The 26,016-nt window shown below is 67.3% G+C and carries 21 protein-coding genes; 5 read left to right on the top strand and 16 right to left on the bottom strand.

The genetic code is table 11. From position 1 onward, the window contains the following. Positions 1-19: 19 nt before the first annotated feature. The 14 genes from atzF to CA951_RS24440 form a co-directional block, all read right to left on the bottom strand. Complete coding sequence (gene atzF, locus CA951_RS24505) at positions 20-1,750, bottom strand: allophanate hydrolase (RefSeq protein WP_087559301.1); 1,731 nt, start codon at positions 1,748-1,750, stop codon at positions 20-22. Continuing rightward, positions 1,750-5,400: an urea carboxylase gene (gene uca / locus CA951_RS24500; protein ID WP_087559300.1), complete on the bottom strand. Its 3,651-nt coding sequence runs from the start codon at positions 5,398-5,400 to the stop codon at positions 1,750-1,752. The genes atzF and uca overlap by 1 nt, the downstream gene beginning before the upstream one ends. A gap of 70 nt (positions 5,401-5,470) precedes the next feature. After that, positions 5,471-6,910, bottom strand: a complete 1,440-nt coding sequence (locus tag CA951_RS24495) for a short-chain fatty acid transporter (protein WP_087559299.1) — start codon at positions 6,908-6,910, stop codon at positions 5,471-5,473. A gap of 33 nt (positions 6,911-6,943) precedes the next feature. Next, positions 6,944-7,477: a carboxymuconolactone decarboxylase family protein gene (locus CA951_RS24490; protein WP_087559298.1), complete on the bottom strand. Its 534-nt coding sequence runs from the start codon at positions 7,475-7,477 to the stop codon at positions 6,944-6,946. Further along, positions 7,474-8,340 carry an SDR family NAD(P)-dependent oxidoreductase gene (locus tag CA951_RS24485; protein WP_087559297.1) on the bottom strand — a complete coding sequence of 289 codons (867 nt, stop codon included), beginning with the start codon at positions 8,338-8,340 and terminating at the stop codon, positions 7,474-7,476. Before CA951_RS24485 ends, CA951_RS24490 begins: the two co-directional genes overlap by 4 nt. Before the next feature lie 99 nt (positions 8,341-8,439). Next, complete coding sequence (locus CA951_RS24480) at positions 8,440-9,138, bottom strand: GntR family transcriptional regulator (RefSeq protein ID WP_087559296.1); 699 nt, start codon at positions 9,136-9,138, stop codon at positions 8,440-8,442. Continuing rightward, positions 9,138-9,851, bottom strand: coding sequence for an urea ABC transporter ATP-binding subunit UrtE (gene urtE, locus CA951_RS24475; protein ID WP_087559295.1), 714 nt, complete (start codon positions 9,849-9,851; stop codon positions 9,138-9,140). Before urtE ends, CA951_RS24480 begins: the two co-directional genes overlap by 1 nt. Continuing rightward, the gene (urtD, locus tag CA951_RS24470) at positions 9,838-10,683 is read right to left on the bottom strand and encodes an urea ABC transporter ATP-binding protein UrtD (RefSeq protein WP_087559294.1); all 846 of its coding nucleotides are present in this window, start codon (positions 10,681-10,683) and stop codon (positions 9,838-9,840) included. The genes urtE and urtD overlap by 14 nt, the downstream gene beginning before the upstream one ends. Next, positions 10,680-11,798: an urea ABC transporter permease subunit UrtC gene (gene urtC / locus CA951_RS24465; RefSeq protein WP_087559293.1), complete on the bottom strand. Its 1,119-nt coding sequence runs from the start codon at positions 11,796-11,798 to the stop codon at positions 10,680-10,682. Before urtC ends, urtD begins: the two co-directional genes overlap by 4 nt. Then, positions 11,795-12,679 carry an urea ABC transporter permease subunit UrtB gene (gene urtB / locus CA951_RS24460; RefSeq protein WP_087559292.1) on the bottom strand — a complete coding sequence of 295 codons (885 nt, stop codon included), beginning with the start codon at positions 12,677-12,679 and terminating at the stop codon, positions 11,795-11,797. Before urtB ends, urtC begins: the two co-directional genes overlap by 4 nt. Positions 12,680-12,723: 44 nt before the next feature. After that, positions 12,724-13,977: an urea ABC transporter substrate-binding protein gene (gene urtA / locus CA951_RS24455; protein WP_087559291.1), complete on the bottom strand. Its 1,254-nt coding sequence runs from the start codon at positions 13,975-13,977 to the stop codon at positions 12,724-12,726. A 207-nt stretch (positions 13,978-14,184) separates the two neighbouring features. Further along, the gene (gene ramB / locus CA951_RS24450) at positions 14,185-15,597 is read right to left on the bottom strand and encodes an acetate metabolism transcriptional regulator RamB (RefSeq protein ID WP_012689049.1); all 1,413 of its coding nucleotides are present in this window, start codon (positions 15,595-15,597) and stop codon (positions 14,185-14,187) included. A gap of 73 nt (positions 15,598-15,670) precedes the next feature. Next, positions 15,671-16,930 carry a formamidase gene (gene fmdA / locus CA951_RS24445; protein ID WP_087559290.1) on the bottom strand — a complete coding sequence of 420 codons (1,260 nt, stop codon included), beginning with the start codon at positions 16,928-16,930 and terminating at the stop codon, positions 15,671-15,673. A 21-nt stretch (positions 16,931-16,951) separates the two neighbouring features. Continuing rightward, positions 16,952-17,242, bottom strand: coding sequence for an FmdB family zinc ribbon protein (locus CA951_RS24440; RefSeq protein ID WP_087559396.1), 291 nt, complete (start codon positions 17,240-17,242; stop codon positions 16,952-16,954). 402 nt (positions 17,243-17,644) lie between these two features. Between CA951_RS24440 and aceA the strand changes: the two genes are divergently transcribed. The 4 genes from aceA to CA951_RS24420 all read left to right on the top strand — a co-directional run bounded on the left by aceA (position 17,645) and on the right by CA951_RS24420 (position 23,491). After that, positions 17,645-18,934 (top strand): isocitrate lyase, encoded by a 1,290-nt coding sequence (aceA, locus tag CA951_RS24435; RefSeq protein WP_087559289.1) that lies wholly within the window; start codon positions 17,645-17,647, stop codon positions 18,932-18,934. A 119-nt stretch (positions 18,935-19,053) separates the two neighbouring features. After that, complete coding sequence (locus CA951_RS24430) at positions 19,054-19,950, top strand: 3-hydroxybutyryl-CoA dehydrogenase (protein ID WP_087559288.1); 897 nt, start codon at positions 19,054-19,056, stop codon at positions 19,948-19,950. Positions 19,951-20,073: 123 nt separating this feature from the next. Beyond that, complete coding sequence (gene metE, locus CA951_RS24425; protein WP_087559287.1) at positions 20,074-22,368, top strand: 5-methyltetrahydropteroyltriglutamate--homocysteine S-methyltransferase; 2,295 nt, start codon at positions 20,074-20,076, stop codon at positions 22,366-22,368. An 82-nt stretch (positions 22,369-22,450) separates the two neighbouring features. Continuing rightward, a complete protein-coding gene (locus CA951_RS24420; RefSeq protein WP_087559286.1) occupies positions 22,451-23,491 on the top strand; it encodes an NAD(P)-dependent alcohol dehydrogenase in 1,041 nt (346 codons plus the stop codon). 1 nt (position 23,492) lies between these two features. On the opposite strand, the gene CA951_RS24415 is transcribed toward CA951_RS24420, so the two are convergent. Then, positions 23,493-24,290: an RNA polymerase sigma factor SigF gene (locus CA951_RS24415; protein ID WP_087559285.1), complete on the bottom strand. Its 798-nt coding sequence runs from the start codon at positions 24,288-24,290 to the stop codon at positions 23,493-23,495. Next, the gene (locus CA951_RS24410; RefSeq protein WP_087559284.1) at positions 24,287-24,721 is read right to left on the bottom strand and encodes an ATP-binding protein; all 435 of its coding nucleotides are present in this window, start codon (positions 24,719-24,721) and stop codon (positions 24,287-24,289) included. Before CA951_RS24410 ends, CA951_RS24415 begins: the two co-directional genes overlap by 4 nt. Positions 24,722-24,946: 225 nt before the next feature. On the opposite strand from CA951_RS24410, the gene CA951_RS24405 reads away from it, so the two are divergent. Then, entirely contained in the window at positions 24,947-25,702 is a 756-nt protein-coding gene (locus tag CA951_RS24405) for a GAF and ANTAR domain-containing protein (protein ID WP_087559283.1), read from the top strand. The last annotated feature ends 314 nt before the right edge of the window (positions 25,703-26,016 follow it).

Here is a 26,016-nt window from a genome sequence, read left to right as displayed (position 1 = left end):
GCCCGACGTTAATAAGTACTCACGGGCGCGAAGCGGCATAGGCGACCCAGCTCCCGAACTCGGTGATGTCCGTGGCCCCGTCGACCGCGTCGTGGGTGCAGCTGAAGCCCACCACGGCGCGGCCGTCGGACAATTCGACGCTCGTCAGGGCCATCGGGGCGGGCAGCGCCGCGAGGAAGCTGCCCAGCCCCGCGGCGGACACGCGGAACAGTTCCCCGGAAATCGGGGAGCCCGCGCCGGGACCGCGGCGGACGAGGCCCGGTTTGGGCGGGGTGGTGGCGAGCGCGGTGAGCCGGTACGCGTCCGTGGTGGTGACGGTGCCGACGAAGCGTGCCCCGATGTCCTCGAGTTGGAAGTGCAGCGGCTGCCCGCGTAGGTGCGCGCCGAACACGGCCAGTTCCACCCCCTCCTCGACGAGGGTGGGTGCGGGCGCGCCGAGGAGCCGGGCGGCGAGGTCGACGGCCACCTGATCGGCGAACGCCGGCACCACGAACATGACTCCGAACGGGTCGCCGGCGGCGGTCGGCGCGCCTGGGACGGCGACCGCCGCCATGTCGAGCAGGTTGCAGAAGTTCGTGTACGTGCCCATCCGCCGGTTGATGCCGATCGGATCCGCCTGCACGGCAGCGATGGTCGGATGTTCGGTGGTGGTGGGCAGCAGGAGCCCGTCGAAACCGGCCAGCAGATCCCGCGTCTGCGCCTTGACGCGGGTGAGCGTGTCGAGGTCGGCGGCGAACTCGTGGCCCGCGGGCTTGCGCGCCGACTCGACGATGGCGGTGACCACCGGATCGGCACCCGCAGGCGCCGTGTCGAGGAATTGCCCGACGGCGGTGTACCGCTCGGCGACGACGGCACCGTCGTACAGCAACCGGGCGGCGTCGAGGAGTGGGGAGATGTCGACCGACTCGACGGCGAACCCGCGGTCCGTCAGCGACGCGACCGTGTCGGCGAACGCCGCGCGGTACTCCGGCGTCAGCAGGGCGAGGTTCGCTTCCGTGGGAATCGCGACGCGTGCGTGCGCGGGCGCGGCGAGCCTGACGTCGGACGGCCATGCGCGGCTGCGCGGGTCCGCCGCCGCGGGCCCCGACATGATGCGGGCGGCGGTCACGGCCGTGTCGAGTTCGGTGGCGAAGACGGTGACGCAGTCGTAGTCGACGCACGCGGGAACGACGCCGTCGGCGGGGATGACGCCGAGCGTCGCCTTGATCCCGACGAGACCGTTGAACGCCGCCGGCACCCGGCCGGATCCCGCTGTGTCGGTGCCGATTCCGATGTCGGCGATGCCGAGGGCGACGGCGACGGCGGAACCCGAACTGGATCCGCCCGACACACGTTCGGGGTCCCACGAGCACCGGACGGCGCCGTACGGACTGCGTGTCCCGACCAGTCCGGTCGCGAACTGGTCGAGGTTCGTCTTCCCCAGTACGACGGCGCCCTGGTCGACCAGGCGGCGCACGGAAGTCGCGGTGACGTCGGGGAGATAGGCGAACTCGGGGCACGCGGCCGACGTCGGGAGCCCGGCGACGTCGATGTTGTCCTTGACCGCCACGACCTTCCCGGCCAGGGGCAGGTGCTCGCCTGCATCGAGGCGGGCCTGCACGGCAATGGCATCGGCGTGGACGTCCTCGGCGGGCCGGAGGGTGATCCACACCTCCGGGCGGTCCACCTCGGCGATCCGCCGGAAGACGTCCTCGACCCGGGCGGTGGGGGACAGGGCGGTGTGTCCGCGGTTCACGGCATCGACAGTCATCAGTTTTCTGCTCCAATCACGACGAGAGGGGTGCCCGGTTCGACGATCGCGCCCGGTGACACGAGGACTTCGAGGACGGTGCCCGGCGAGGTGAACGCGACCGGCATCTCGAGTTTCATCGCCTCGAGCACCACGGCGTTCTGGCCCGCGTCGACGCGTTGCCCGGCCTCGACCTCGACACGCCACACGCTTCCGACCATCGGCGCCTCGACGACGACGGCGCCCGGCGGGAGGTCACCGCGCGCGGACGACTCGGGTGCGGGGGCCTGTTCGACACGGTCGAATTCGCCCGACGCACGCCACGCCGCCTTCTCGGTGTCGAACGCCGCGGACTGTCGGGCGTCGAACGCGGCGATGGATTCGGCGTTGTCCTGCAGGAACTTCAGATGGTCGGCGAACGGGAACGTGCTCTCGGAGATCTCCGCGTCGAACCGCCCGGCCACCGCCTGCGCGCGGTACTCGAGCAACTGCTCCGGGGTGACGGGTTCCCACACGATGCGGTCGAAGAACCGGAACATCCAGGGTTTGCCCTCGTCGAACGGGCGGTGCTGCCGGTACCCCGACCAGATCGGGACGGTGCGCCCGATCAGCTGGTAGCCGCCCGGCGACTCCATCCCGTAGACGCACAGGTACTTGCCGCCGATCCCGACGGCGTCGGACGGGGTCCACGTGCGGGCGGGGTTGTACTTGGTGGTGACCAGGCGGTGCCGCGGGTCGAGGGGCACGGCCAGTGGCGCGCCGAGGTAGACGTCGCCGAGTCCCAGGACCAGGTATTCGGCGTCGAACACGGCGTCCCGGACGTCGTCGATGCTGTCCAATCCGTTGATCCGCCGGATGAATTCGGTGTTCGACGGCAGCCACGGCGCCTCGTCGCGAACCCCGCTGCGGTAGCGGTCGATGGCCTCGGCGATGGACGGGTCGTCGAACGACAACGGCAACCGGACCGTGCGACTCGGAACCACCAGATCGTGCGTGGCAGGCAGCAGTTCCTCGATGTCCTGGAGGATGTCCAGCAGCCTTCCGGCCGGGAGGCGGTCGGCGTCGAAGTGCAGGTGCAGCGAACGGACGCCCGGGGTGACGTCGACGATGCCCGGGACGCGGCGCCGGACGAGCGCCTCCGACAGTGCGTGGACGCGCATGCGGAGCCCGAGGTCGAGTTCTTGGTCCCCGTATTCGACGAGGATGTTGTCGTCGCCGGCGCGCAGGTACGCGACCTCCGGTCGGTCCAGGATCGGCGCGATGCGGTGCAGCACTCCGCCGTCGCTGTGCGCCGACCGGGTCGCCGCGGGCGGAACATCCAGTCTGCGACCCGTATCCGATGCCCGCAGCGCGTGTGCACCGTGGTCGGAGATGGCGACGAACCGCACGCCGTCGCCGGGCCGGATCTGCCCGAGCTTCCACCGGTGGGCCTTGGCCACGGTGAGGGGGCACGCGAAACCGCCGAGGCTGGGGCCGTCGGGGCCGAGCAGAATCGGAGTGTCGCCGGAGACGTTGAGGGCTCCGACGCTGTACGGGTTGTCGTGCAGGTTCGACGGGTGCAGTCCGGCGTCGCCGCCGTCGGTCCTCGACCACGCCGGTTTGGGGCCGTCGAGTCGGAGTCCGGTCCGGTTCGCGTGGGTCTGGACCTTCCAGGTGGTGTCGTAGAACTGCGCCATGTCGGAATCGGTGAAATAGGCGGGCGCGGGCTGCGGTCCCTCGGTGACGGCCAGATGCCACACGTGCGTGAACTCCGGGATCGAGTCTTCCGGGACGGGATGCGGCGCGTCGAGACCCGTCGTGTTATCGAACAGCGAGTCGTCGAACAGGCCCAGCACGTCGCCCGTGGCGACGGCCTTGCCCGTGATGCCGCCGAACCCGCCGAGCGTGAATGTGGCTGCGCTGCCGTGATACAGCGGGGCGTCGATCCCGCCCCGGAACGCGACGTACGTGCGCAGGCCGGTGTCCGGCGGAGTGCCGACGTCGAGTACGGACCCGGCAGGCACTTCCACCGGGTGCCACAGGGGGATCGGCTCGTCGTCGAGGGTGACCGGAGCGTCGGCGCCGCCCACGCAGATCACGGTGGCGTCCGAGAACACGAGCCGCGGCCCCTGCAGGGTGCATTCGAGCCCCGGTGCGCCGGGCGGATTGCCGACCGCCGTGTTGACCAGCTGGAACGACAGGTCGTCCATCGGCCCGGACGGGGGAATTCCGACCTCCCACAACCCGATTCGGCCGGGGTGGTCCTGCACGGTGGTCATCGTTCCCGCGCGGAGAACGTCGACGCGGCGGCCGGTGGGCCGCAGATCGGCCAGCGACTGCGTGGTGTGCTCGGCGTCCAGGACGGTGTCGGCGACGCAGATCCGCCGGAGCTGGGGCAGGTTGGTCTGGATCCCGTAGATGTGGGTGTCGGCGAGCGCCTCTGCGAGGGCGGCGAACGCTGCCGTGCGCCGGTGCCCGCGGGTGACCACCTTCGCCAGCATCGGGTCGTAATAGGCGCTCACCTCGGTGCCCGTGTCGACCCACGTCTCCACCCGCGTGTGAGCCGGGAACTCCACACCCGTGAGGCGTCCGGCGCTGGGGCGGTAGTCGTGGCCGGGGTCCTCGGCGTAGATGCGGGCCTCGACGGCAGTTCCCCTGATTTCGGGTCCGGAGTCGGGCAGCCCGTCCAGCATGGAACCGTCGCCGCGGGCGAGCCTCAGCATCCACTCGACGAGATCGACGCCGGTGACCTCCTCGGTCACCGGGTGCTCGACCTGCAGTCGGGTGTTCATCTCGAGGAACGAGGCCTCACCGCGGTCCACGTCGTAGACGAACTCGACGGTTCCGGCCGACCGGTAGTTCACCGAGGACGCGAGACCACGGGACGCGCTCAGGAGTTGCTCCACCACCTCGTCGGAGAGTCCGGGCGCCGGAGCCTCCTCGACCACCTTCTGGTTGCGGCGCTGCAGCGAGCAGTCGCGGGTGCCGAGGCTGAGCGTGCGGCCGCGGCCGTCGCCGAACACCTGTACCTCGATGTGCCGGGCGCGGGCCACGAACCGTTCCAGGAACACCCCCGAGGAGGAGAAGTTGGCTTGGGCGAGGCGCTGGACGCGGTCGTAGGCTTCGCGGAGTTCCGCGGCGTCGAAGCACGCCTGCATCCCGATGCCGCCACCGCCGCCGACCGCCTTGATCATCACCGGATAGCCGATGTCGGAGGCCGCGGTCAGGGCGGCGTCGGCCGAGTCGAGGAGCCCGCTGCCCGCGACGAGCGGGACGCCCACGGCGCGAGCGGCCTCGCGTGCGGTGTGCTTGTTGCCGAAGGTGCGCAACTGTTCGGGGGTGGGACCGACGAACGCGATGCCCGCGGATTCCGCGGCCGCGGCGAACGCGTCGTTCTCCGACAGGAACCCGTACCCGGGATGAATCGCGCCTGCGCCCGTGGCGAGTGCGGCCTCCACGACGGCGTCGGCCCGCAGATACGACTCGTGGGCGGGAGCCGGGCCCAGCCGGACGGCCACGTCGGCCATCTCGACGTGTGCAGCCGCGGAATCGGCGTCGGAGTACACCGCGACCGTCTTCAGTCCGAGGAGGTGCGCGGTTCGCATGATGCGGCAGGCGATTTCGCCCCGGTTCGCGACGAGCAACGTGTCGAAGGAGTACTCGATCGGCGGCGTATTCATCCCTGTGGACATGGTTGTATACGCTAAGGACGAGGTGTTTCACCGAGATTTCTCGAAGTAAAGCGTGGGTTAGTAACACCTCTCACGGTGTCGAGGGCTGCACCGGGGGGACGAAGTCGAATGTGGTGCCGAGCAGCCACACCAGCAGCAGGACCACCGGCAGGTGGAACATGAACTGCAGGAACGTGAATCCCACCAGATCGCGCGCCCGGAGCCCCAGCACCGCGAGCAGCGGCAGCATGAAGAACGGGTTGATCAGGTTCGGCAGCGCCTCGGCGACGTTGTACACCTGGACCGTCCAGCCCAGGTTCATCTGGACGTCGGTGGCCGACTGCATGACGTACGGCGCCTCGACCAGCCATTTTCCGCCGCCGGACGGCACGAACAGGCCCAGTACGACGGTGTAGAGGGCGATGACGACGGTGAACGCTCCGCCGCTGCCGATGTTCGTGAAGAACTCGGCCAGGTGCTCCGAGATGGTGAGGCCATTTCTGCCCTCGGCCTTGGTGAGGATCGCGGCCATCGCGGCGTACAGCGGGAACTGGACCAGGATGCCTGCCGTGGCCGGGACGGCCAGGGCGACGGCCTGCAGAAATTTGCGCGGCGTCCCGTGCAGCACCAGCCCCAGCATGAGGAAGACCAGCAGGTACCCGTTGAGGCTGCTGACGACGGTGAGCAGGGGTTTGGTCGCCAGTTGGGAGATGAGCCATCCCAACGTCATCAGACCGGCGAGTATCGGCAGGATCCGGCTGTACTCGAGCCATTCCCCCGGACGCGATCGGGGCGGGACGTCCTTCGGCCGGTCGTCGAGGTCCACCTCCAGGTCCTGGGCGGTGGTGACGGCGGCGCCCCTCGGCGCCGAGAAGTGGGCGATCACCACGGTCAGCGCGATGATGACGGCGCACATCAGCAGCGACTGCCAGGTGAAGATCGTGGTTCCGAAGTCGAGGACGCCCGTGATCTGCAGCAGCGCCGGCGGCAGGGAAGCGGCGGTGGCCTGGAGTTGGGCGGCGGAGGACGACATGCCGAGCGCCCACACCGCGCCGAGGCCCATGAAGGCCGCCGCGCCCAGGGCGCGGTAGTCCACCCGCAGGTCGGTTCGGCGCGCGATGGCCCGGGCCAGCAGCCCGCCGAACACCAGACTGAGCCCCCAGTTCAGGAACGAGACCGACATGGACAGGAACGCGACGAAACTGACTGCGCTGCGTGCAGTGCCGGGCACCGTCGCCAGACGGTCGATCAGCCGGGCCACCGGCGGGGACGTCGCGACGACGTACCCGGTCAGCACCACCATCGCCATCTGCAGGGTGAACGCGGTCAGATCCCAGAACCCGTCGCCGAACGCGTCCACCACTTCCTGAGGAGACGAACCGTTGGCCAGTGCGGCCACCGCGACGACGAAGACGCCGACGAGGGCGAAGACGTAGGCGTCCGGAAACCACTTCTCCGTCCACCCGGCCAGTGACTGGGCGACCCGCGCCAGACCTTTCTCGGAACGGACGTCTTCGGTGGCGGAGGTCATGCAGCCGTTCCTCTTCTCTGCGCGATGCGGAGCCTACGAGTAGTCGCGTTCGATCCTCAGCGTCCCGATGGTGGTGGCCAGGGCGTCGTACTGGGTCACCAGAAAACAGAACTCGATCAGCCGGCGATCGTCGAAGTACGCACCGAGCGCCGACCACGTGGCGTCATCCAGGTTGTCGGTGGTGACGAGTTGGTCGACGGCGGTGAGGATGGCGCGGCGGCGCGCGTCCCAGCCTTCCGCGTCCGGACCTTCCAGCACCTGTTCGAGCAGCGCCGGGGTGACGCCGGCCCGGCGTCCGAGGCGCACGTGGTGGTCCATCTCGTAGCCGCACTTCCGCAGGTGCGCCACCCGGAGAATGATCAGTTCGGTCTCGTGCCGGGAGATCTTTCCGCCCGGCATCAGCTTGCCGGAGTACCGCAGCCACGCGCGGAAGAGGCCCCCCGTGTGGCCCACCGTGCTGAACAGATGCGCGTCCGGGACGCCGGCGACGCGGGAGATGATGCGCCACAGCACCCAGTTGACGGGACCGAGTTCCTTCAGACGTCCCGGTGGAATGCGTGCGGTCACGCCGCCCCCTCTCCTTGTACTCGCCCCCTGGCAGGAACGGTTGCGTGCGTGCGTAGTTCGATCGACCGGGTCATCTCGGTCGCCCGAGATGCGATGCCCCGAAGTGGGAGGGCCCGGAGTGCGAGCATACGCACAGAATCCGACCCGGGTACCCGGGACGGCGCGGAAATCCGGTTCTTCCGTCCCGCGATTCCCCGTTCGAGCGCGTCGATCGCCACCGTGATCGAGTAGGTCCGGGCGAGTGCGCTGCCGCGGGGTGCAGGGACCGCTGCGCCGTCGAAACCGATCAGTGTGCGATCCGTGTCGATCTCGCCGAGCCGGGCGATGCCGACCCGGGTCCCGAGCGGCTTCAACTCCTCCCGCAGCGCCTCGCCGAGTTCCTCGGCGCCGCCTCTCGTCGCACTGTGGACACCACGCAGCGGGTCGAATGCCGTCGACGATGCGACGACCAGTGCGTACCCGTTGCGATGCCCGATGTACGGCCCCGCGGCCCGCAGCGTGTGGTACGTCCCGAGCACGTTGACCTCGATGGCGTAGCGCATCACTTCCGGATCGCCCGCGACGATGTGCGCCGGGGGCGTCACTCCCGCGTTCGCGACGACGACGTCGAGGCCGCCGAGCTGGTCGGTGAGGTAGTCGAACGAGTCCTCGACGGCACGCCGGTCGCGGATGTCGCACCGGCACCACGGCGCCCGACCGCACGTGGTGGCCGTCTGTTCGAGGAGTTCGGGTTCGAGGCCGAGGAGCCCGACGCGGGCGCCCCGCTCGTGAAGTCGTCTGGCGAGTCCGGCGCCGATTCCCCGGGCCGAGCCGGTGATCAGGACGCGGCGTCCGACCAGATTCTCTTCGAGAGTGCGTGACATGAAGCGAGTTCCCAACCTGTGTTACCGAGCGGTAGCAAGACGCTAGCACCCGCTCGGTGCATTGGTGGGAAAAATGTCCCACCGAGTTGGACAACTGTCTCAATCACGGATCGCCCAGGCCATCCGCGCCAGGGACAGCGCCTGCTCGGCGCGCTCGATCACCACCTCCCGCGACTCGCTGATGTGCGCGAGCAGCGTGTCGTACGCGGTGTCGAGCTTGCCGTCGAGCGCGAACTCGGCCACTGCGATGTGCTCGTCGATCGTCGCGCTCATCCGGTCGGGGGTCAGATAGTCGAACATCCGGACCGGCCGCACCTTCGCGTTCACGCTGACCAGCGCGTCGGACAGCGCCCGGTTTCCGGCCGACCGCAGCAGCACCGTGTGGAACTGCTCGTCGAGCGCCACGAATCCGGCATCCGGCTCCGGGTTCTCCTTCCGCAGCGCGTACCACCGCTCGAGTTCCGGACCCAGAACGTCCGGGTCGTGCGACAGCGACTCGTCGGCACGGACCCGGGCGATTCCCTGGAGCTCGAGCGTGATGCGCAGTTCGTAGAGTCCGGCCAGTTCGTCGATGCGGGGGCGGTAGGGAAACAACCCGCCCACGTCGCGCTGGACCAGTCCGTCGGCGAGGAGCCGGGCCAGGGCCTCCCGCACCGGTGTCCGCGACACCCCGTAGGTGTCGGCGAGACGCTCCTCGCCGAGCCGCTGTCCCGGCGGGATCCGGCCGCTCATCAGATCGGTGCGCAGCGACAGGTACACGTGGTCGCTGAGGGACCCGGCCGGTTCTCGGCGTGCCATCAGATCGCCATCGCCGCGCGGACGTCGGAGACCGCGGTCCGGACGTCGGAATCGGGTGCGGCGCCGCCGTGGCCGGACGATGTGACCCGTCCGGACTCGAGGACGTAGTAGCGCTCGGCGGATTCGAGCGCGAACCCGATGTGCTGTTCCACCAACAGAACTCCGAGGCCGCCGCGGCGGGTGAGTTCCATGATCGTGCGTTCGATCTCCGTCACGACGGACGGCTGGATTCCCTCCGTCGGTTCGTCGAGGATCAGCATCTTCGGTTCCGTGATCAGCGCCCGCGCGATGGCGAGTTGCTGACGCTGGCCACCGGAGAGGAGGCCGGCGCGCCGGTCGAGCAGGCCGCGCAGCGCCGGGAACAGGTCCAGCGCCTCGCCGACGAGTTCCTTGCCGCGCTTGCGGCCGTCCGCCACCACCTGCAGGTTCTCCGCGGTGGTCAGCTGACCGAACGACTGCTGGCCCTGCGGCACGTACGCCAGGCCGCGCGCCACCCGGGCGCTGGGCCGCAGCGCCGTGACGTCCTCGCCGTCGAACAGCACCCGCCCGGAATTCACCTTGATCAGTCCGACCGCGGCCCGGAGAAGCGTGGTCTTGCCTGCACCGTTGTGTCCCATCACCGCGGCGACCCCGTCCGAGGGGACGGTCAGCGACACTCCGTGGATCACCTCGGTTCGGCCGTACCCGGCCCGGACGTCGTCAAGCTCGAGCATCGCTGTCCTCCTTCGAAACGTCGGGCTGCAACTCGGGGGCGGCGCCTGCCGCGGCGGTCCCGAGGTACACCTCCTGCACACGTGGATCGGCCTGCACCTGCTCGACAGTTCCCTCGCTCAGCACCTTCCCGGCATGCAACACGGTCACCGAGGTCGCGAACGCGCGCATGAAGTCCATGTCGTGCTCGACCACGACGACGGTCCGTTCACCGCCGATGCGGCGCAGCAGGTTTCCCGTCTCCTCGCGTTCCTCGTGGCTCATGCCGGCCACCGGTTCGTCGAGCAGCAGGACGGAGCAGTTCTGTACCAGGAGCATGCCGATCTCGAGCCACTGCTTCTGCCCGTGCGCGAGGATTCCGGCGGGGGTGTCGCGGAGCTTGCCGAGACCGGTGACGTCGAGCGCCTCTTCGATCGCGGGGAGCACCGACTTGCGGCGGCGCAGCAGGGTGAGCGCGGAGCGGCCCGCGCCCGCGGCGATGTCGAGGTTCTGGAGCACCGACAGTTCCTCGAACACGCTCGCCGTCTGGAACGTGCGGCCCACGCCGAGCCGGGCGATGCGGTGCACCTTCCTGCCGATCAACTCGACGCCGGATTTCGTGACCGACCCGGTCGCCGGGACGAGCCCGGTGATGGCGTCGACCAGCGTGGTCTTGCCCGCGCCGTTGGGGCCGATCAGGAACCGCAGATCGCCCTGCATCAGAGTGAGGTCGACGCCGTCGACCGCCTTGAAGCCGTCGAAGCTGACCCGCAGGTCCCGGACCTCGAGGTACTCGCTGGACATTCCGGCGTTGCCGCCGAGCACCGGCTCCCTGGACGTGGTGGGAATCGTCATCGCGCCATCTCCATTCGCTGCGCCGCCTCGGTCTCGTCCTCCGGCCCGGGCGGTGGCTGCTGCTCGGACGCGGCCTTCCGCTTGCGCTTCAGCAGCGCGAACAGTCCCGCGACACCGGCCGGGAAGAATCCGACGACCACGATGAACAGCAGACCCTGCGCGTAGATCCAGCCGGACGGGAACGACTCCGAAAAGGCGCTCTGCGCCCACGCCACGCCGATGGCGCCGAGGACGGGGCCGAGCAGCGTGGAGCGCCCGCCGATGGCCACCCCGATGAGGAACGCGATCGACGGGACGATCCCGACGTCGGCGGGGGAGATGATGCCGACGATCGGCACGAACAGCGCACCGGCGAGGCCGGCGAAGAACGCTGCCGTCACGTAGGCGACGAGCTTGATGTTCGCCGGGTCGTACCCCAGGAAGCGCACGCGCTCCTCCTGGTCCCGGACGGCGACGAGAAGTTCGCCGTAGCGGCTGTTCATCAACTGCCGGGTGACGGCGACGACGGCCAGCAGCACGCCTGCGGCGATGAAGAACAGCATCTGCTTGTTGGCCGGATCGTTCAGGTTGAAACCGAAGAACGTGCGGAACCGGTTGAGGCCGTTGCTTCCACCGGTGCTCTGCTGACCCACCAGCAGGATGGCGAACGCGGCCGCGAGCGCCTGGCTGAGGATCGCGAAATATGCGCCCTTGACGCGGCGCTTGAACACGCCGAGACCGAGCACGAAGGCCACCGACGCGGGGATCAGAAGGATTCCCAGGATCGTCACGATCGGCGACGTGAACGGCACCCAGTAGCCCGGCAGTTCCCGGATGCCCGCGATCTGCATGAAGTCGGGCACGGGGTCGCCGCGGAGTTCGGCGTCGGCGATCTTCAGATGCATCGCCATCATGTACGCGCCCAAGCCGAAGAACACACCCTGACCGAGGGTGAGCATGCCGCCGCGGCCCCAGGCCAGGCCGATCCCGACCGCGACGATCGCGAAGCACAGGAACTTGCCGAGCAGACTCAGCCGGAAGTCGCTGAGGACGGCGGGGGCGACAACGAACAGAAGCAGCGCGGCCAGCGCGAATCCCGCCCACGCGCGGTAGCGGCCACTCGTCAGGATGCTCATACGAGACTCCTCGTCTTGACGGCGAACAGGCCCTGCGGCCGAACCTGCAGGAACACCACGATGACCACGAACACGATGACCTTGGCGATCGACGCCGTGGTCGAGTACTCGACGAACGAATTGAGAATGCCGAGCGCGAACGCGGCGATCACCGCGCCCTTCATCTGACCCAGGCCGCCGACCACGACCACCAGGAACGCGTCGATCAGGTAACTCTGGCCGATCGTCGGGCTCGTCGAACCGATCAGGGTCAGCGCCACACCCGCGACACCAGCCAGCCCGGAACCGATGAAGAACGTCGTCACATCGGTTCGGCGACTGGAGATCCCGCTCGTCTCCGCGAGATCGCGGTTCTGCACGACGGCGCGGATGCGGCGTCCCATCGACGACTTCTGCATCGCCAGCGACAACGCGACGACGGCCACCACGGCGAGCACCAGGATGAACAGCCGCGTCTTCGGGACCACCGCGCCCAGGATCTCCACCCCACCGGACAGCCAGTCCGGTGCGGCGACGTTGACGGCGGGCGCCCCGAAGACGTCGCGGGCCAGTTGCTGCAGGATCAGTCCCACACCGAACGTCACCAGCAGCGTGTCCAGCGGCCGGTGGTACATCCGCTTCACGAGCGTCACCTCGAGGAGGACGCCCATCGCGCCGCCGACCACGAAGCCGACGAGCAGAGAGACGAACAGAGAACCGGTGGCGCTCGACACCACCTGCTGCACCACGTAGGCCGTGTACGAGCCGGCCATGATGAATTCGCCGTGGGCCATGTTGATGACGCCCATCTGGCCGAATGTCAACGACAGCCCCAACGCTGCGAGCAACAGGATCGATCCGATACTCAACCCGGTGAACAGCTGTCCGATCACTACATCCATCGATGTATGTCCTCTCTCTTCCCTCGTGCTCGTCGGACCGTGTTCTAGCTACCCAGCGCCTCGGCCCACGGGTAAGACTTCAGGTACGGGTCCGGCTGAATCGGGGTGCCCGAATCCCAGACCGTGTAGATCAGGCCGTCGCCCCGGATCTCACCGATCCGCGCGGTCTTGGTGATGTGGTGGTTGGACCCGTCGATGGTGACCGGACCCTCCGGTGCGGCGAACGTGACGCCGTCCGCGTTGTCCTGGATGTCCTTGGTGGCGAACGAGTTCGCCTTCTCGACGGTGTTCTTCCACAGGTACACGGACGTGTACGCGGCTTCCATCGGGTCGGACGTCGGCTTGTTCGCGCCGTACCGGGCCTTGTACGCGTCGACGAACTTCTTGTTCTCCGGCGTGTCGATGGTCTGGTAGTAGTTCCACGCGGTCAGCTGACCCTCGACGTTCTGGACGCCGATGCCGCCGACCTCCTCTTCGGCGATCGACACCGACACGACGGGCATGTCGGCGGGCTTCAGGCCGACGTTCGCGTACTCGCGGAAGAAGGCGACGTTCGAATCGCCGTTCAGGGTGTTGAACACGGCGTCCGCGTCGGCGGAGCGGACCTTGTTGACGATGGTCGAGAAGTCGGTGGAGCCGAGGGGCGTGTAATCCTCGCCCTTGATCTCGATGCCGTTGGCCTCCGCGTACGCCTTGATGATGCGGTTGGCCGTCTGCGGGAACACGTAGTCGCTGCCCACCAGGTACAGCGACTTGACGCCCTTCTCCTTCAGGTAGTCGAGAGCGGGCACGATCTGCTGGTTGGTGGTGGCACCGGTGTAGAAGATGTTCTTCGAATCCTCGAGCCCCTCGTACTGCACGGGGTAGTAGAGCAGCGAGTTGTTGTCCTCGAAGACCGGCAGCATCGCCTTGCGGCTCGACGACGTCCAGCCGCCGAACACGGCCGCGACGCAGTCGCTGCTGATGAGCTTCTCGGCCTTCTCCGCGAACACGGTGGGCTCGGAGGCGCCGTCCTCGGCCACGATCTGGATCTTCTTGCCGAGCACGCCGCCCGAGTTGTTGATCTCGTCGACCGCGAGTGCGATCGAGTCCCGGACGGTCACCTCACTGATGGCCATGGTGCCGGACAACGAGTTCAGCGACCCGACCTTGATCGTGTCCCCGGACGTGTCCACACAGGACGCCGCGGTGGACTCGCCGGCCGTGTCGGACGCCTTGCTGCCGCAACCGGTCAGCACGAGCCCGATGGCGGCGAGCGCGGTCGGTGCAGCGAGGGCGCGCTTGGAGAAGGTGCGCATGTACGGGCCTTTCCGTCGGAGGACTTGGTGGACCTCCGCAACCCGGGACATGTATCCGCCCCACGTATACAGAGGTGTATTCGTGGGGCGAACATTAAGCGGCCGTTGTTGCGCCTGAATGTCTGTCGGTGACGTGTTCGTGACGCGAATTACGGTTGCGTGAACAACCGCTCACAGTGCCCCGGTGTGGCCGGGAACCGGTGTGCGCTAACGGATCAGGTACGGGGAGACCGAACTCTGGTGCTCGCTGATGTCGAGTTGCTTGCCGAGGGGCGGGAACGCGCGCTGCGGGCAGTTGACCCTCTCGCACACCCGGCAGCCGGCGCCGATGGGGGTGCCCGGGTTGGAATCGTCGAGGTCCAGACCGTCGCCGTACACGAGCCGGTGCGCGTGCCGGATCTCGCAGCCCAGCCCGATCGCGAAGATCTTGGCGGGCTGACCGTAGCGCTGGGCGCGACGTTCGACGGTGCGGGCGATCCACAGGTACCGGCGGCCGTCCGGCATCTGCGCGATCTGGTTCATGATCTTGCCGGGGTATGCGAACGTCTCGTACACGTTCCACAGCGGGCACGTGCCGCCGCTGGTGGAGAAATGGAACCCGGTGGCGGACTGCCGCTTCGACATGTTGCCCGCCCGGTCGACGCGCACGAACATGAACGGGACACCGCGCAGCTTCGGGCGCTGCAGCGTGGAGAGGCGGTGGCAGATCGTCTCGTAGCTCACCGAGTAGAACGCCGACAAGCGCTCGATGTCGTACCGGAAGTCCTCGGCCACGTCGTGGAACTGGCCGTAGGGGAGAACCGTGGCCGCGGCGAAGTAGTTGGCCAGCCCGAGCCGGGCGAGTGCGACGGACTCGTCGCTGGTGAAGCCGCCCTCCGCCACCAGTTTGTCGAGCAGGTCGCCGTATTCGAGGAACGCCAGCTCGGTCGCGAACTTGAACACCTGCTGCCCACCCGACAGATGCGGCGAGATCTCCAGCAGCCGCGACTCGGGGTCGTACCGGTGCAGGACATTCTCGCCGAGGTCGATGCGCTTGACGATCTGCACATCGTGCACGGTCTGCAACCGGCGGGCGATCTCACCGCCGACGTCGCCGCGGTGGAACCGCATCCGTGCCGTCAGTTCCTCCGCCGCCGTGTCGAGTTCGTGCAGATAGTTCTGCCGCTGATAGAAGTAGTCGCGGACCTCCTCGTGCGGCATCGTGATCGCGCCGCTGCCGCTGCCGTCGCTGTAACGGTCCTCCGTCGCGAGAGCCAGCTGGGCTGTGGTGTTGCGGAAGCGGCGGTGCATATTGACCATCGCCTTCGCCAGGCCCGGATGCGACGCGACCATCTCTGCGATCTCCTGGGCGTCCGCGTCGATGCCCATCTCCTGGTCCAGCGCGACCTCGCGCATCTCCGCGATCAGGCGCGTGTCGTCCTGGGAGGAGAAGAACGTGGTGTCGACGCCGAAGACCTCACTGATCCGCAGCAGCACCGGCACCGTCAGCGGCCGGACGTCGTGCTCGATCTGATTGAGGTAGCTGGCCGAGATCTCCAGCGTCTTCGCCAGCGCCGCCTGGCTCAGACCACGCTCGGTTCGGAGCTGACGCAACCGGGTACCGACGAAGGTCTTGGACATACGGCAATGGTACCGGTGCAGGTCAGGTGTGCGAACGGAACCTTCGCAAGATTTACTCGCGAGGGTCCGGCGATCAGCCCTTGTTCTCCGAGCGCGGGGCGCCGATGCCCGGGTCGATCCGGAACGGGCCCGACGTGGACGGTGCGACGGGGAAGTCGAACATCGCCGTCGGCAGGTAGACGGTCGAGCAGGAGTTCGGGATGTCCACGACCCCCGACAGCCTGCCCTCGATCGGTGCGGCCCCGAGCAGGAGATACGCCTGCTCGGGGCTGTACCCGAACTTGGTGAGGTAGTCGATCGCGTGGAGACACGCACGCTGATAGGACAGGTGCGAGTCGAGGTACTTCTGTTCCCCGTCCAGGGTGACGGACGTCCCGGAGAACGCGAGCCACTCGGAATACTGCGGATCCGTGTTGCCGGGCATGAAGATCGCGTTCTCGGACACGCCGTACGTGTCCATCCCGCCGGGAATGATGTCGACGCGCAGGTCGATGAAGCCGCCCATCTCGATGGCGCCGCAGAACGTGATCTCGCCGTCTCCCTGCGAGAAGTGCAGATCGCCGACCGACAGGTTCGCGCCGTCGACGAACACCGGGTAGAAGACGCGGCTGCCCTTGGTGAGGTTCTTGATGTCCTGGTTGCCACCGTTCTCCCGCGGGGGAGCGGTGCGGGCGGCCTCGCCGGCGACGCGGTCGAAGTCGGCGCCCGGCAGGGACCCGAGGACGGCGTCCTGCGGTTCGGGCGGTAGGGCGAGTGGGGGAACCCGGCCCGGGTCGGTGGCGATGAGCGCACCCTCCCGCGCGTTCCACTTCGAGAGCAGGGCGGCCGACGGCGCGGTGCCCATCAGCCCGGGGTGCACGATGCCGGTGAACGAGACGTGCGGGACGTGCCGCGACGTGGCGGTCTGACCGGAGAAGTCCCACACGGCCTTGTAGGCGTCGGAGAACTGCTCGGTGAGGAATCCGCCGCCGTTGTGGCGGGAGAAGATGCCCGTGTACCCCCAGCCCTGGCCTGCCAGCGGGCCGGAATCCTCCTGGGGGATGGGTCCGACGTCGAGGATGTCGACGATCAGCAGGTCGCCGGGCTTCGCGCCCTCCACGGCGAAAGGTCCGGACAGGGTGTGCACGGTGGTGAGCGGTGCGTTGAGGATGTCGTCGGCGGAGTCGTCGTTGTGGATGGCGCCGTCGAACCATTCGCGGCAGTGCACTCGGAAGGAGTCGCCCGGTTTCACCGTGACCGCGGCCGGGATGTCGGGGTGCCAGCGGTTGTGGCCGACGATCGCCTGATCGGTGAACTTCTTCGAGGAATCGAGCGGAAACAGCAGTTCGGGCATGTGCGCTCCTTCTGTGGCCGGTCAGGGACGAGGAAGTCGGCGGTGCAGCGGGTTGTTCGTGACGGGTGAACGCCCGGTTGCGGCCCGCGGCGGCGGCCCGGCGACGACGGCCGGTTCGTGAGCCGACCTCTTCGTTCCGTCGAGGAGTTTCATCGCGGGCGAGGTCCCGTGGCCGAGGCGCGGGGAGGACACGAGCCGGGTGGCGTCGCCTTCGCATCCGGGGCAGGGGACCGATCGGGGCACGTCGGCCATGGGGAACGACCGCTCGAACGGGCCGCAGTCGGCGGCGCATCGGAATTCATACAGCGGCATCGTGGTGCCCTTCGCCCGGAGGAGACCATTCGAGGTCACGGTAGCCGACCGGATCCGTGATTGCAGTCACATCCGATGCGCCGGGGCCCCTGCGCAAGTGGTGAACTGCACGGTCCGGCGGGAGCAACTATCTGTGTACGACGGGTTGCGTGCATTCGGTTCACCACCTGCGAATATTTGCTACTCGCGAGTATTTTTCCTCCCCGATCGGGCAGGTTTGCCGCTGAACTTTCTTAACAGTCTTTGCAAAGTGCTGTGAAAAGCTAGCCAAGATTGGCAGTAGCAACAGGTAGACGGCACTTTTTGCTTATGTCATTCTCGGTGAGTACATACGAAGGGCCTGGCAAGGATGTGAAGCAGTACATCCGTACCGGACCAGAAGTCGAAGAGAGTGGAGTCTTGATGTCGACCACCGGCACCCCGAAGACCGCAGCTGAAATCCAGCAGGATTGGGACACCAACCCGCGCTGGAAGGGAGTAACCCGCAACTACACGGCGGAGCAGGTCACCAAGCTCCAGGGCACAGTTGTCGAAGAGGCGACCCTCGCACGCCGTGGATCCGAGATCCTCTGGGACCTCGTGAACAACGAGGACTACATCAACTCGCTGGGCGCGCTGACCGGTAACCAGGCCGTGCAGCAGGTCCGTGCAGGTCTCAAGGCCATCTACCTGTCCGGCTGGCAGGTCGCCGGTGACGCGAACCTGTCCGGACACACCTACCCCGACCAGAGCCTCTACCCGGCCAACTCGGTCCCGCAGGTCGTGCGCCGCATCAACAATGCGCTGCTGCGCGCCGACGAGATCGCCAAGGTCGAGGGCGACACGTCCGTCGACAACTGGCTCGCCCCGATCGTCGCCGACGGTGAAGCCGGCTTCGGTGGCGCGCTCAACGTCTACGAGCTGCAGAAGGCCATGATCGCGGCCGGTGTCGCCGGTTCGCACTGGGAGGACCAGCTCGCGTCGGAGAAGAAGTGCGGCCACCTCGGTGGCAAGGTGCTCATCCCCACGCAGCAGCACATCCGCACCCTGACCTCGGCTCGCCTCGCGGCCGACGTCGCGGACGTCCCCACCGTGGTCATCGCCCGCACCGATGCCGAGGCCGCGACCCTCATCACCTCCGACGTGGACGAGCGTGACCGCCCGTTCCTCGACGGCACCCGCACCGCCGAGGGCTTCTACGGCATCAAGAACGGCATCGAGCCCTGCATCGCGCGTGCCAAGGCCTACGCCCCGTACTCCGACCTCATCTGGATGGAGACCGGCGTGCCGGACCTCGAGGTCGCGAAGAAGTTCGCCGAGTCCGTGCGCAGCGAGTTCCCCGACCAGCTGCTCGCCTACAACTGCTCGCCGTCCTTCAACTGGAAGGCGCACCTGGACGACGCGACCATCGCGAAGTTCCAGAAGGAGCTCGGCGCGATGGGCTTCAAGTTCCAGTTCATCACCCTGGCCGGCTTCCACTCGCTCAACTACGGCATGTTCGACCTGGCGCACGGCTACGCCCGTGAGGGCATGACCGCCTTCGTCGACCTGCAGGAGCGCGAGTTCAAGGCCGCCGAGGAGCGTGGCTTCACCGCCATCAAGCACCAGCGTGAGGTCGGCGCCGGCTACTTCGACAGCATCGCCACCACGGTCGACCCCAACACGTCGACCGCTGCGCTGAAGGGCTCCACCGAAGAGGGTCAGTTCCACTGAGCCTTGTTGTCCGAGGCTTCGACCGATCATGGTTTCACCTGATCAACCCGAACCCGGGGAGGGGCCTGTGACAGGGCCCCTCCCCGGGTGACGACTCCACTAGACGAAAAGGAGCTGACGTGACCAGCGAAAAGATTCAGCGCGTCGGCGTGATCGGCGCCGGGATCATGGGTGCCGGAATCGCAGAGGTGTGCGCTCGCGCACACGTCGACGTTCTGGTGTTCGAGCAGACCCGTGAGCTTGCGGCCGCGGGGCGCTCGCGCATCCTGCGTTCGCTCGATCGCGGTGTGAGCAGCGGCAAGATCACCGAGCGGGAACGTGAGCAGGCCGCCTGGCGGCTGCGGTTCACCTCCGATCTCGGTGATTTCGCGGATCGGCAGCTCGTCGTGGAGGCCGTCGTCGAGGACGAGAAGGTGAAGAGCGAGATCTTCGCCGAACTGGACCAGGTCGTGACAGATCCGAACGCCGTGCTGGCGTCCAACACGTCGTCGATCCCGATCATGAAGCTGGGCATCGCCACGACGGCCCCGGAGCGGGTCATCGGGATGCACTTCTTCAACCCCGTTCCCGTGCTTCCCCTCGTCGAGCTGGTGACCACGCTCAAGACGAGCAAGTCGGTGGCCGAGCGGGCCGAGGCCTTCGCGAGCGACGTGCTGGGCAAGCAGGTCGTCCGGTCCGCGGACCGTTCCGGATTCGTCGTCAACGCCCTCCTGGTGCCGTACCTGCTGTCCGCGATCCGGATGGTCGAGTCCGGGTTCGCCACCAAGGAAGACATCGACAAGGCAACGGTTCTCGGCCTCGCACACCCGATGGGTCCGCTCGCGCTGACCGACCTGGTGGGCCTGGACACGGTGAAGTCCATCGCCGACTCCATGTACGAAGAGTTCAAGGAGCCCCTCTACTCGGCTCCGCCGCTGCTGCTCCGCATGGTCGAGGCCGGGTTGGTCGGCAAGAAGTCCGGCGCGGGCTTCTACGAGTACGGCGACAACGGCCGTGCGAGCAAGAAGGCCAGCTAGTAGTCAGGTAGGCGACTACGCCTGTGCGCCTTTCACGACCTCCGGCGGTTGTGAGAGGCGCACAGGTGCATCGAGCCCAGAGGCATTCTCAGCCACCGGACTGAGCCCAGAAAGGTCGACCGCATGTCCAGCACCGCAGCATACGGATCCAGCATCCTGGGGTATCCCCGCATCGGACCTCGCCGCGAACTCAAGCGTGCCCTCGAGTCCTACTGGCACGGCGCGGGAACGAAGGAAGAACTCGTCGCCGTCGCCCGGGATCTCCAGGAGGAGACGTGGAGTGAGCTCGCCGCGACCGGTCTGACCCAGGTCCCGGGCAACACGTTCTCCTACTACGACCACGTACTCGACAACGCGCTGCTGTTCGGTGCGGTCCCCGAGCGGTTCGCGTCGCTCGAGAACCAGCTCGATCCGCTGGACTTCTATTTCACGCTGGCACGGGGCAGGCCGGACTTCCCGCCGCTCGAGCTGGTGCGGTTCTTCGGCACCAACTACCACTACCGCCAGCCCGAATTGGACGAGAACACCGAGTTCTCGCTGCGGTCCGAGATCCTGCTTGACGAGTTCGAGCGGGCGAAGGCACGCGGGATCGAACTGCGTCCCGTCGTGTTGGGACCCGTGTCGCTGCTCCTGCTGTCGAAGGTCGGTCCGACGTCGAAGCGGCACGGCTTCTCGACCCTCGACCTGCTGGACAAGCTGCTGCCGGAATACGAGCTGCTGTTCGAGCAGCTGGCGAAGGCCGGCGCCACGTGTATCCAGCTGGACGAGCCGTCGTTCACCGAGGACCGCACGCCGGAAGAGCTGGCGGCGCTGGCCCGGGTGTACGAGAAGTTGTCGCACGCGCCGCTGCGTCCCCGCATCCTCGTCACCGGCCCTTACGGGCATCTCGGGGAGGCTCTCGCGATCCTCGCCCCCACCAAGGTCGAGGCGCTCGGACTCGACCTCGTCAGCCACCGGCTCAGTGCCGACGAGCTGGCGAGGATCCCGGGGATGAAGCGCAAGCGCATCTACGCCGGTGTGGTCGACGGCCGGAACGTGTGGCGCGTCGACCGGTACAACACGCTGACGTACCTGAACACCCTGAAGGACGTCGTGCCCGATCTTGTGGTCTCGACGTCGACGTCGTTGCTGCACGTGCCGTACGACGTGTTGTCCGAGTACGACATCCCGGGTGACGTCGCGGACCGGCTCGCGTTCGCGAAGCAGAAGGTCGGTGAGGTGGTCTCGCTGGCCAAGGCGCTGACGGAGGGCCCGTCCGACAAGTGGCGCAAGCGTCCCACGTCGGTGCACTTCAAGCTCAAGCACGCGGTGCGCGCACGGGTCAACGCCATCAAGCCGGACGACCGCATCCGGGCTCCGTACGAGGAGCGGCGCGTCGCGCAGCAGGAGCGACTGAACCTGCCGCTGGTTCCGGCGACGACGCTGGGTTCGTTCCCGCAGACGAACGAGATCCGGAGGGCCCGGTACGAGCTCGGGCAGGGGCGCCTGGAGTGGGACGAGTACTACACGCGGATCCAGGCGGAGATCGAAAGCACGATCCGGTTGCAGGAGGACATCGGTCTCGACGTCCTCGTGCACGGTGAGCACGAGCGCAACGACATGGTGCAGTACTTCGCGGAGCTTCTCGAGGGGTATGCCTTCACCCACAACGGCTGGGTGCAGGCTTACGGCTCGCGGTGTACACGTCCCCCGATCCTCTACGGGGACGTGTCGCGGCCGAAGCCGATGACCGTCGAATGGATCGCGTACGCGCAATCGCTGACGGACAAACCGGTCAAGGGCATACTGACGGGCCCGGTGACGATGATCGCGCGGTCGTTCGTCCGCCAGGATCAGCCGCTGTACGAGACTGCCGACCAGTTGGCGCTGGTGATCCGTGACGAGATCGCCGACCTGGAGGCCGCGGGTATCGCGATCATCCAGGTCGACGAGCCGGCCATCCGTGAACTGCTGCCGTTGCGCGAGAACGGCCGCGAGGCGTATCTCGAGTGGGCGGTCGACGCGTTCCGTCTCGCGACGGGTGCGGCGAAGCCGGAGACGCAGATCCACACGCACCTCACGTACACGAGCCGGGCGTCGGTGGTCGACGCCATCGAGCGGCTCGACGCGGACGTGACGGCGATCGTGGCGACGCGTTCCATCACGTGGGTGCTCGATGCCATCAAGGAGCGGGCGCTGACCCACGGGGTCGGTCCGGGTGTGTACGAGAGCCGGTCGGCCCGGATTCCGGACATCGACGAGTTGGACGAACTGCTCACGGAGGCGAGCGAGTCGGTTTCGCTGGAACGGTTGTGGGCCAACCCGGACGGTGGCCTGAAGACTCGCCACTACTGGCAGCTCGAGCCTTCGCTGCGCAACCTGGTGGCGGCCGCGAGGCGTCTGCGCCGGCGGTCCGAGAAGGAAGAATACGAGGACTGATTCCTCAGGTCTGTTCGGGGTCACCGCGGAAGCGGTGGCCCCGAACGTGCGTTCGGTCGCGCAAACATGTAGGCATGTAAGCATGGTTACCGCAGCCGCATACGCAGTCACGTCCGCAAACAGCCGTTTCGAGAAGACCACCGTGCAGCGCCGCGATCTCGGACCGCTCGACGTGCTCATCGAGATCAAGTTCGCCGGCATCTGCCACTCCGACATTCACACCGCCCGCAACGAATGGGGCGGCACCCACTACCCGGTCGTGCCCGGTCACGAGATCGCGGGCGTGGTGAGCGCGGTCGGCTCCGATGTCACGAAGCATCGGGTCGGCGACCGCGTCGGGGTCGGCTGCTTCGTCGATTCCTGCGGCGAATGCGACGCCTGCCGGGCCGACGAGGAGCAGTACTGCTTCAACCGGGCGACCGGGACGTACAACGCCACGGGGCGGGACGGCGAGCGGACGCAGGGCGGCTACTCGACGCACATCGTCGTGACGGAACGATTCGTCCTGTCCATCCCGGACGGCCTCGAACTGGACGTCGCGGCGCCGCTGCTCTGCGCGGGCATCACGCTGTACTCACCGCTCGCCCACTGGGGCGCCGGACCGGGCAAGAAGGTCGCCGTCATCGGGATGGGCGGTCTCGGACACGTCGGCGTGAAGATCGCGCATGCGATGGGCGCCGAGGTCACCGTGCTCAGCCAGTCACTCGGCAAGAAGGACGACGGCCTGAAATTCGGCGCCGACCACTACTTCGCCACCTCGGATCCGGGCACGTTCACCCAGTTGCGCGGACAGTTCGACCTCATCGTCAACACCGTCTCGGTGAATCTCGACATCGACGCGTACATGTCCATGCTCGCGATCAACGGCACCCTCGTCGAACTGGGGTTGCCGGAGAAGCCGATCGAGGTGCGCGCGTTCAGCCTCGCGGCGAACCGTCGCAGCCTGGCCGGTTCGATGGTGGGCGGCATCGCTCAAACGCAGGAGATGCTGAACTTCTGCGCCGAACACGGAATCGGCGCCGAGATCGAGGTGATCTCGGCGGACCAGATCGACGCCGCCTACGACCGCGTCGTCGGCAGCGACGTGCGGTACCGATTCGTGATCGACACGGCAACGATCTGACCTACGCGTCACCGAGTTGATCTCGCAGCGACGCCAGTGTCTTCGCGAGCAGGCGGGACACGTGCATCTGCGAGATGCCGACGCGGTCGGCGATCTGGGTCTGGGTCATGTTGCCGAAGAACCGCAGCATGAGGACGGTCCGCTCCCGTTCGGGCAGTGACTGGAGCAGGGGCCGCAGGGTTTCGTGGTTCTCGACGTCGTCCATCGCGGCGTCGTAGTCGCCGAGCGTCTCCACCATGGACAGCTCGCCTGCCCGGTCCGAGGACGTGTTGTCGACGGAAACGGTCTGGTAGGCGTTGCCTGCGAGGAGTCCCTGCGCCACCTCCTCCTGTTCCAGGTCCAGATGCTCGGCGAGTTCGGAGACGGTGGGGGCGTGGCCGAGGCTCTGCGACAGTTCGGCGACGGCCTGGCTGAGAGCGAGGTGCAGTTCCTTCATCCGGCGGGGTACCCGGACGGCCCACCCGGTGTCGCGGAAGTGCCGCCGGACCTCGCCCATGATGGTGGGGACGGCGAACGACACGAAGTCCGATCCCCGCTCCACGTCGAACCGGTCCACGGAGTTGACCAGGCCGAGGCGCGCGACCTGCACCAGATCGTCGTGCGCCTCGCCGCGGCCGTCGAAGCGGCGTGCGATGTGCTCGGCAAGCGGCAGGCAGCGAGTCACGACGGCGTCGCGAAGTCTGCCGCGCCGGGGGTCGTCCTCGTCGAGGGCTGCCATCTGTTGAAACATTGCTGTGACGTCCTGATACTCGTCCGGCCAACGGGCCGTGTGCCCCCCACTGTGAGTATGGGACGTCACAGACTCAGGCCGTTCTTCACCTTGGTGAATTCCATGGTGGTGACGAAACCCGCGGTGGCGGGGTCGGGCTCCTGTTTCAGGTCGACCGAATCGGTGAGGGCGTTGAGGACGTGCCAGGCGAACGAGCGCTCGCCGAGGGAGTCGACCGAGGTGGTGGTGCTCGAAACGTCGACTCGCAAGGTGCCGTCGAGAAATTGCAGCCGGCACACCAGAAGTGCATCCGGTGTCGCGCGGACGATCAGCTGGGTGCAGATCTCGTCCATGGCCAGTTTGATGTCGGCGATGGAGTCGAGGTCGAAGTCTTCGTGGATGGCAACGGTAGCTGCCAGGGCGCGCAGTACGGAGAGCTGATCGGGCGTTGCTCGCACGCGCAGTTCGACGACGGGATGTGTGTGATCCTGGTCGGGTTCGATTGTCTTGGCGATGGCCATGAGACCTCCGGGTAGGGCGTACCGTGCTGTCTGCGAGCGGTGGGTCGGCTCGCGCTGCTGAGAAGTCAGGGTAGCGATCCGGCGACACCGCAGGTGGAATACCGCAGAACAGGACCGATCAAACCAGTCCGATCAGTACGTTTGCGCGGGTAGTGTGGGCGGCACGATCAGCGTTCCTGAGGCCCTCGGCAGGGTCATGGCGGTCACGGGAGACGAGTGAGTGGGATGCCTGACGAGATTCACCTGCACACGTTGACAAGTGACGTCGACGCCGACGCGGTCACCGTCTCGCTCGACTCCGTGCTCGAATTGCTGGGGCCCGAGGACGAGTTCGAGGTCGTGCTGAACAGGGTGTGCCGTCGGATCGTGTCGACGTTCCCGGGTGCGGCGATGGCCGGGGTCACCGTTCTCCGGGCGACCGGTCCGGTAACGGTGGCGGCGACCTCGGACGACGTCGCGGCACTCGAGGAGTTGCAGTACCGATTCGGTGAGGGCCCCGCGCTCGACGCCATCCGCTCCCGCGAACCCGTGCGTGCCGACCGTGCCGCCGCGTACGAGAAGTGGCCGGCGTACGCCGCGAGTTCCGAACCGGCGGGAGTCCACAGCTATCTGTCCGTGCCGCTGCCCGGCCCGGAGCAGTCGGCCGCACTGAATCTGTACGGACTGTTGCCGCACGCCTTCCACCGGATGGACGAATCGGTGCTCGAGTTGCACGTCGAGGCGGCATCGGTCGCGGTGCGCAACGCGCGACGGTACGGCGAGGCGAGAAATCTGATCGAGCAACTTCGTATCGCACTTCGTTCCCGTTCCGTCATCGACCAGGCGAAGGGAATCGTGATGGCGTTGCGGGGTCTCGACGCCGAGACCGCATTCGACGTCCTCGTCACCCGTTCGCAGCGCGAGAACGTCAAACTTCGGGTGGTCGCAGAACGTGTCGTGGCGGCTGTTTCTGCCCGCACAACCGTGCATAACGGTTTGTAATCGCTCACCAGGGCAAATGAGGGCCCCAGTATCTGTTATTTCCTTGTGACACATCACAGGCGGGAGTAGTCTCGAACCGAGGTTGAACACACAGCCGATGTCGGGAAGCGCTGCCGTAGCAGACAGTGTCATGTGTCCGAGGTCGGGTCTGTCTGCAGGTGCTCCGCTTCCCCTCTCAATGTTCGAGATGGGGTGAGCCATGTCTGTTGGTCAAGGGGTCCCAGAACCTGAAATGGCGTGTTCGGGCACGGAGTTCGGTACCACGTGCAAGCCGAGGGTAACGCTCGCGGCCGTCGGTTCCGCTCCGACACGCT

It is taken from the genome of Rhodococcus sp. NCIMB 12038, from assembly GCF_002165735.1.
In the GTDB taxonomy this organism is placed as follows: Bacteria; Actinomycetota; Actinomycetes; order Mycobacteriales; family Mycobacteriaceae; genus Rhodococcus_F.
This window is presented reverse-complemented; position numbering and strand designations above follow the sequence as displayed.

Bases quoted from the DNA above. Each gene is read 5' to 3' on its own strand.
- CA951_RS24405 (WP_087559283.1), top strand. From the start codon at position 24,947: ATGCCTGACGAGATTCACCTGCACACGTTGACAAGTGACGTCGACGCC.
- CA951_RS24485 (WP_087559297.1), bottom strand. From the start codon at position 8,340: ATGTCACGCACTCTCGAAGAGAATCTGGTCGGACGCCGCGTCCTGATC.
- uca (WP_087559300.1), bottom strand. From the start codon at position 5,400: ATGTCCACAGGGATGAATACGCCGCCGATCGAGTACTCCTTCGACACG.
- urtD (WP_087559294.1), bottom strand. From the start codon at position 10,683: ATGACGATTCCCACCACGTCCAGGGAGCCGGTGCTCGGCGGCAACGCC.
- urtA (WP_087559291.1), bottom strand. From the start codon at position 13,977: ATGCGCACCTTCTCCAAGCGCGCCCTCGCTGCACCGACCGCGCTCGCC.
- CA951_RS24480 (WP_087559296.1), bottom strand. From the start codon at position 9,138: ATGGCACGCCGAGAACCGGCCGGGTCCCTCAGCGACCACGTGTACCTG.
- fmdA (WP_087559290.1), bottom strand. From the start codon at position 16,930: ATGCCCGAACTGCTGTTTCCGCTCGATTCCTCGAAGAAGTTCACCGAT.
- CA951_RS24495 (WP_087559299.1), bottom strand. From the start codon at position 6,910: ATGACCTCCGCCACCGAAGACGTCCGTTCCGAGAAAGGTCTGGCGCGG.
- urtC (WP_087559293.1), bottom strand. From the start codon at position 11,798: ATGAGCATCCTGACGAGTGGCCGCTACCGCGCGTGGGCGGGATTCGCG.
- metE (WP_087559287.1), top strand. From the start codon at position 20,074: ATGTCCAGCACCGCAGCATACGGATCCAGCATCCTGGGGTATCCCCGC.
- atzF (WP_087559301.1), bottom strand. From the start codon at position 1,750: ATGACTGTCGATGCCGTGAACCGCGGACACACCGCCCTGTCCCCCACC.
- urtE (WP_087559295.1), bottom strand. From the start codon at position 9,851: ATGCTCGAGCTTGACGACGTCCGGGCCGGGTACGGCCGAACCGAGGTG.
- CA951_RS24420 (WP_087559286.1), top strand. From the start codon at position 22,451: ATGGTTACCGCAGCCGCATACGCAGTCACGTCCGCAAACAGCCGTTTC.
- ramB (WP_012689049.1), bottom strand. From the start codon at position 15,597: ATGTCCAAGACCTTCGTCGGTACCCGGTTGCGTCAGCTCCGAACCGAG.
- aceA (WP_087559289.1), top strand. From the start codon at position 17,645: ATGTCGACCACCGGCACCCCGAAGACCGCAGCTGAAATCCAGCAGGAT.
- CA951_RS24440 (WP_087559396.1), bottom strand. From the start codon at position 17,242: ATGCCGCTGTATGAATTCCGATGCGCCGCCGACTGCGGCCCGTTCGAG.
- CA951_RS24410 (WP_087559284.1), bottom strand. From the start codon at position 24,721: ATGGCCATCGCCAAGACAATCGAACCCGACCAGGATCACACACATCCC.
- urtB (WP_087559292.1), bottom strand. From the start codon at position 12,679: ATGGATGTAGTGATCGGACAGCTGTTCACCGGGTTGAGTATCGGATCG.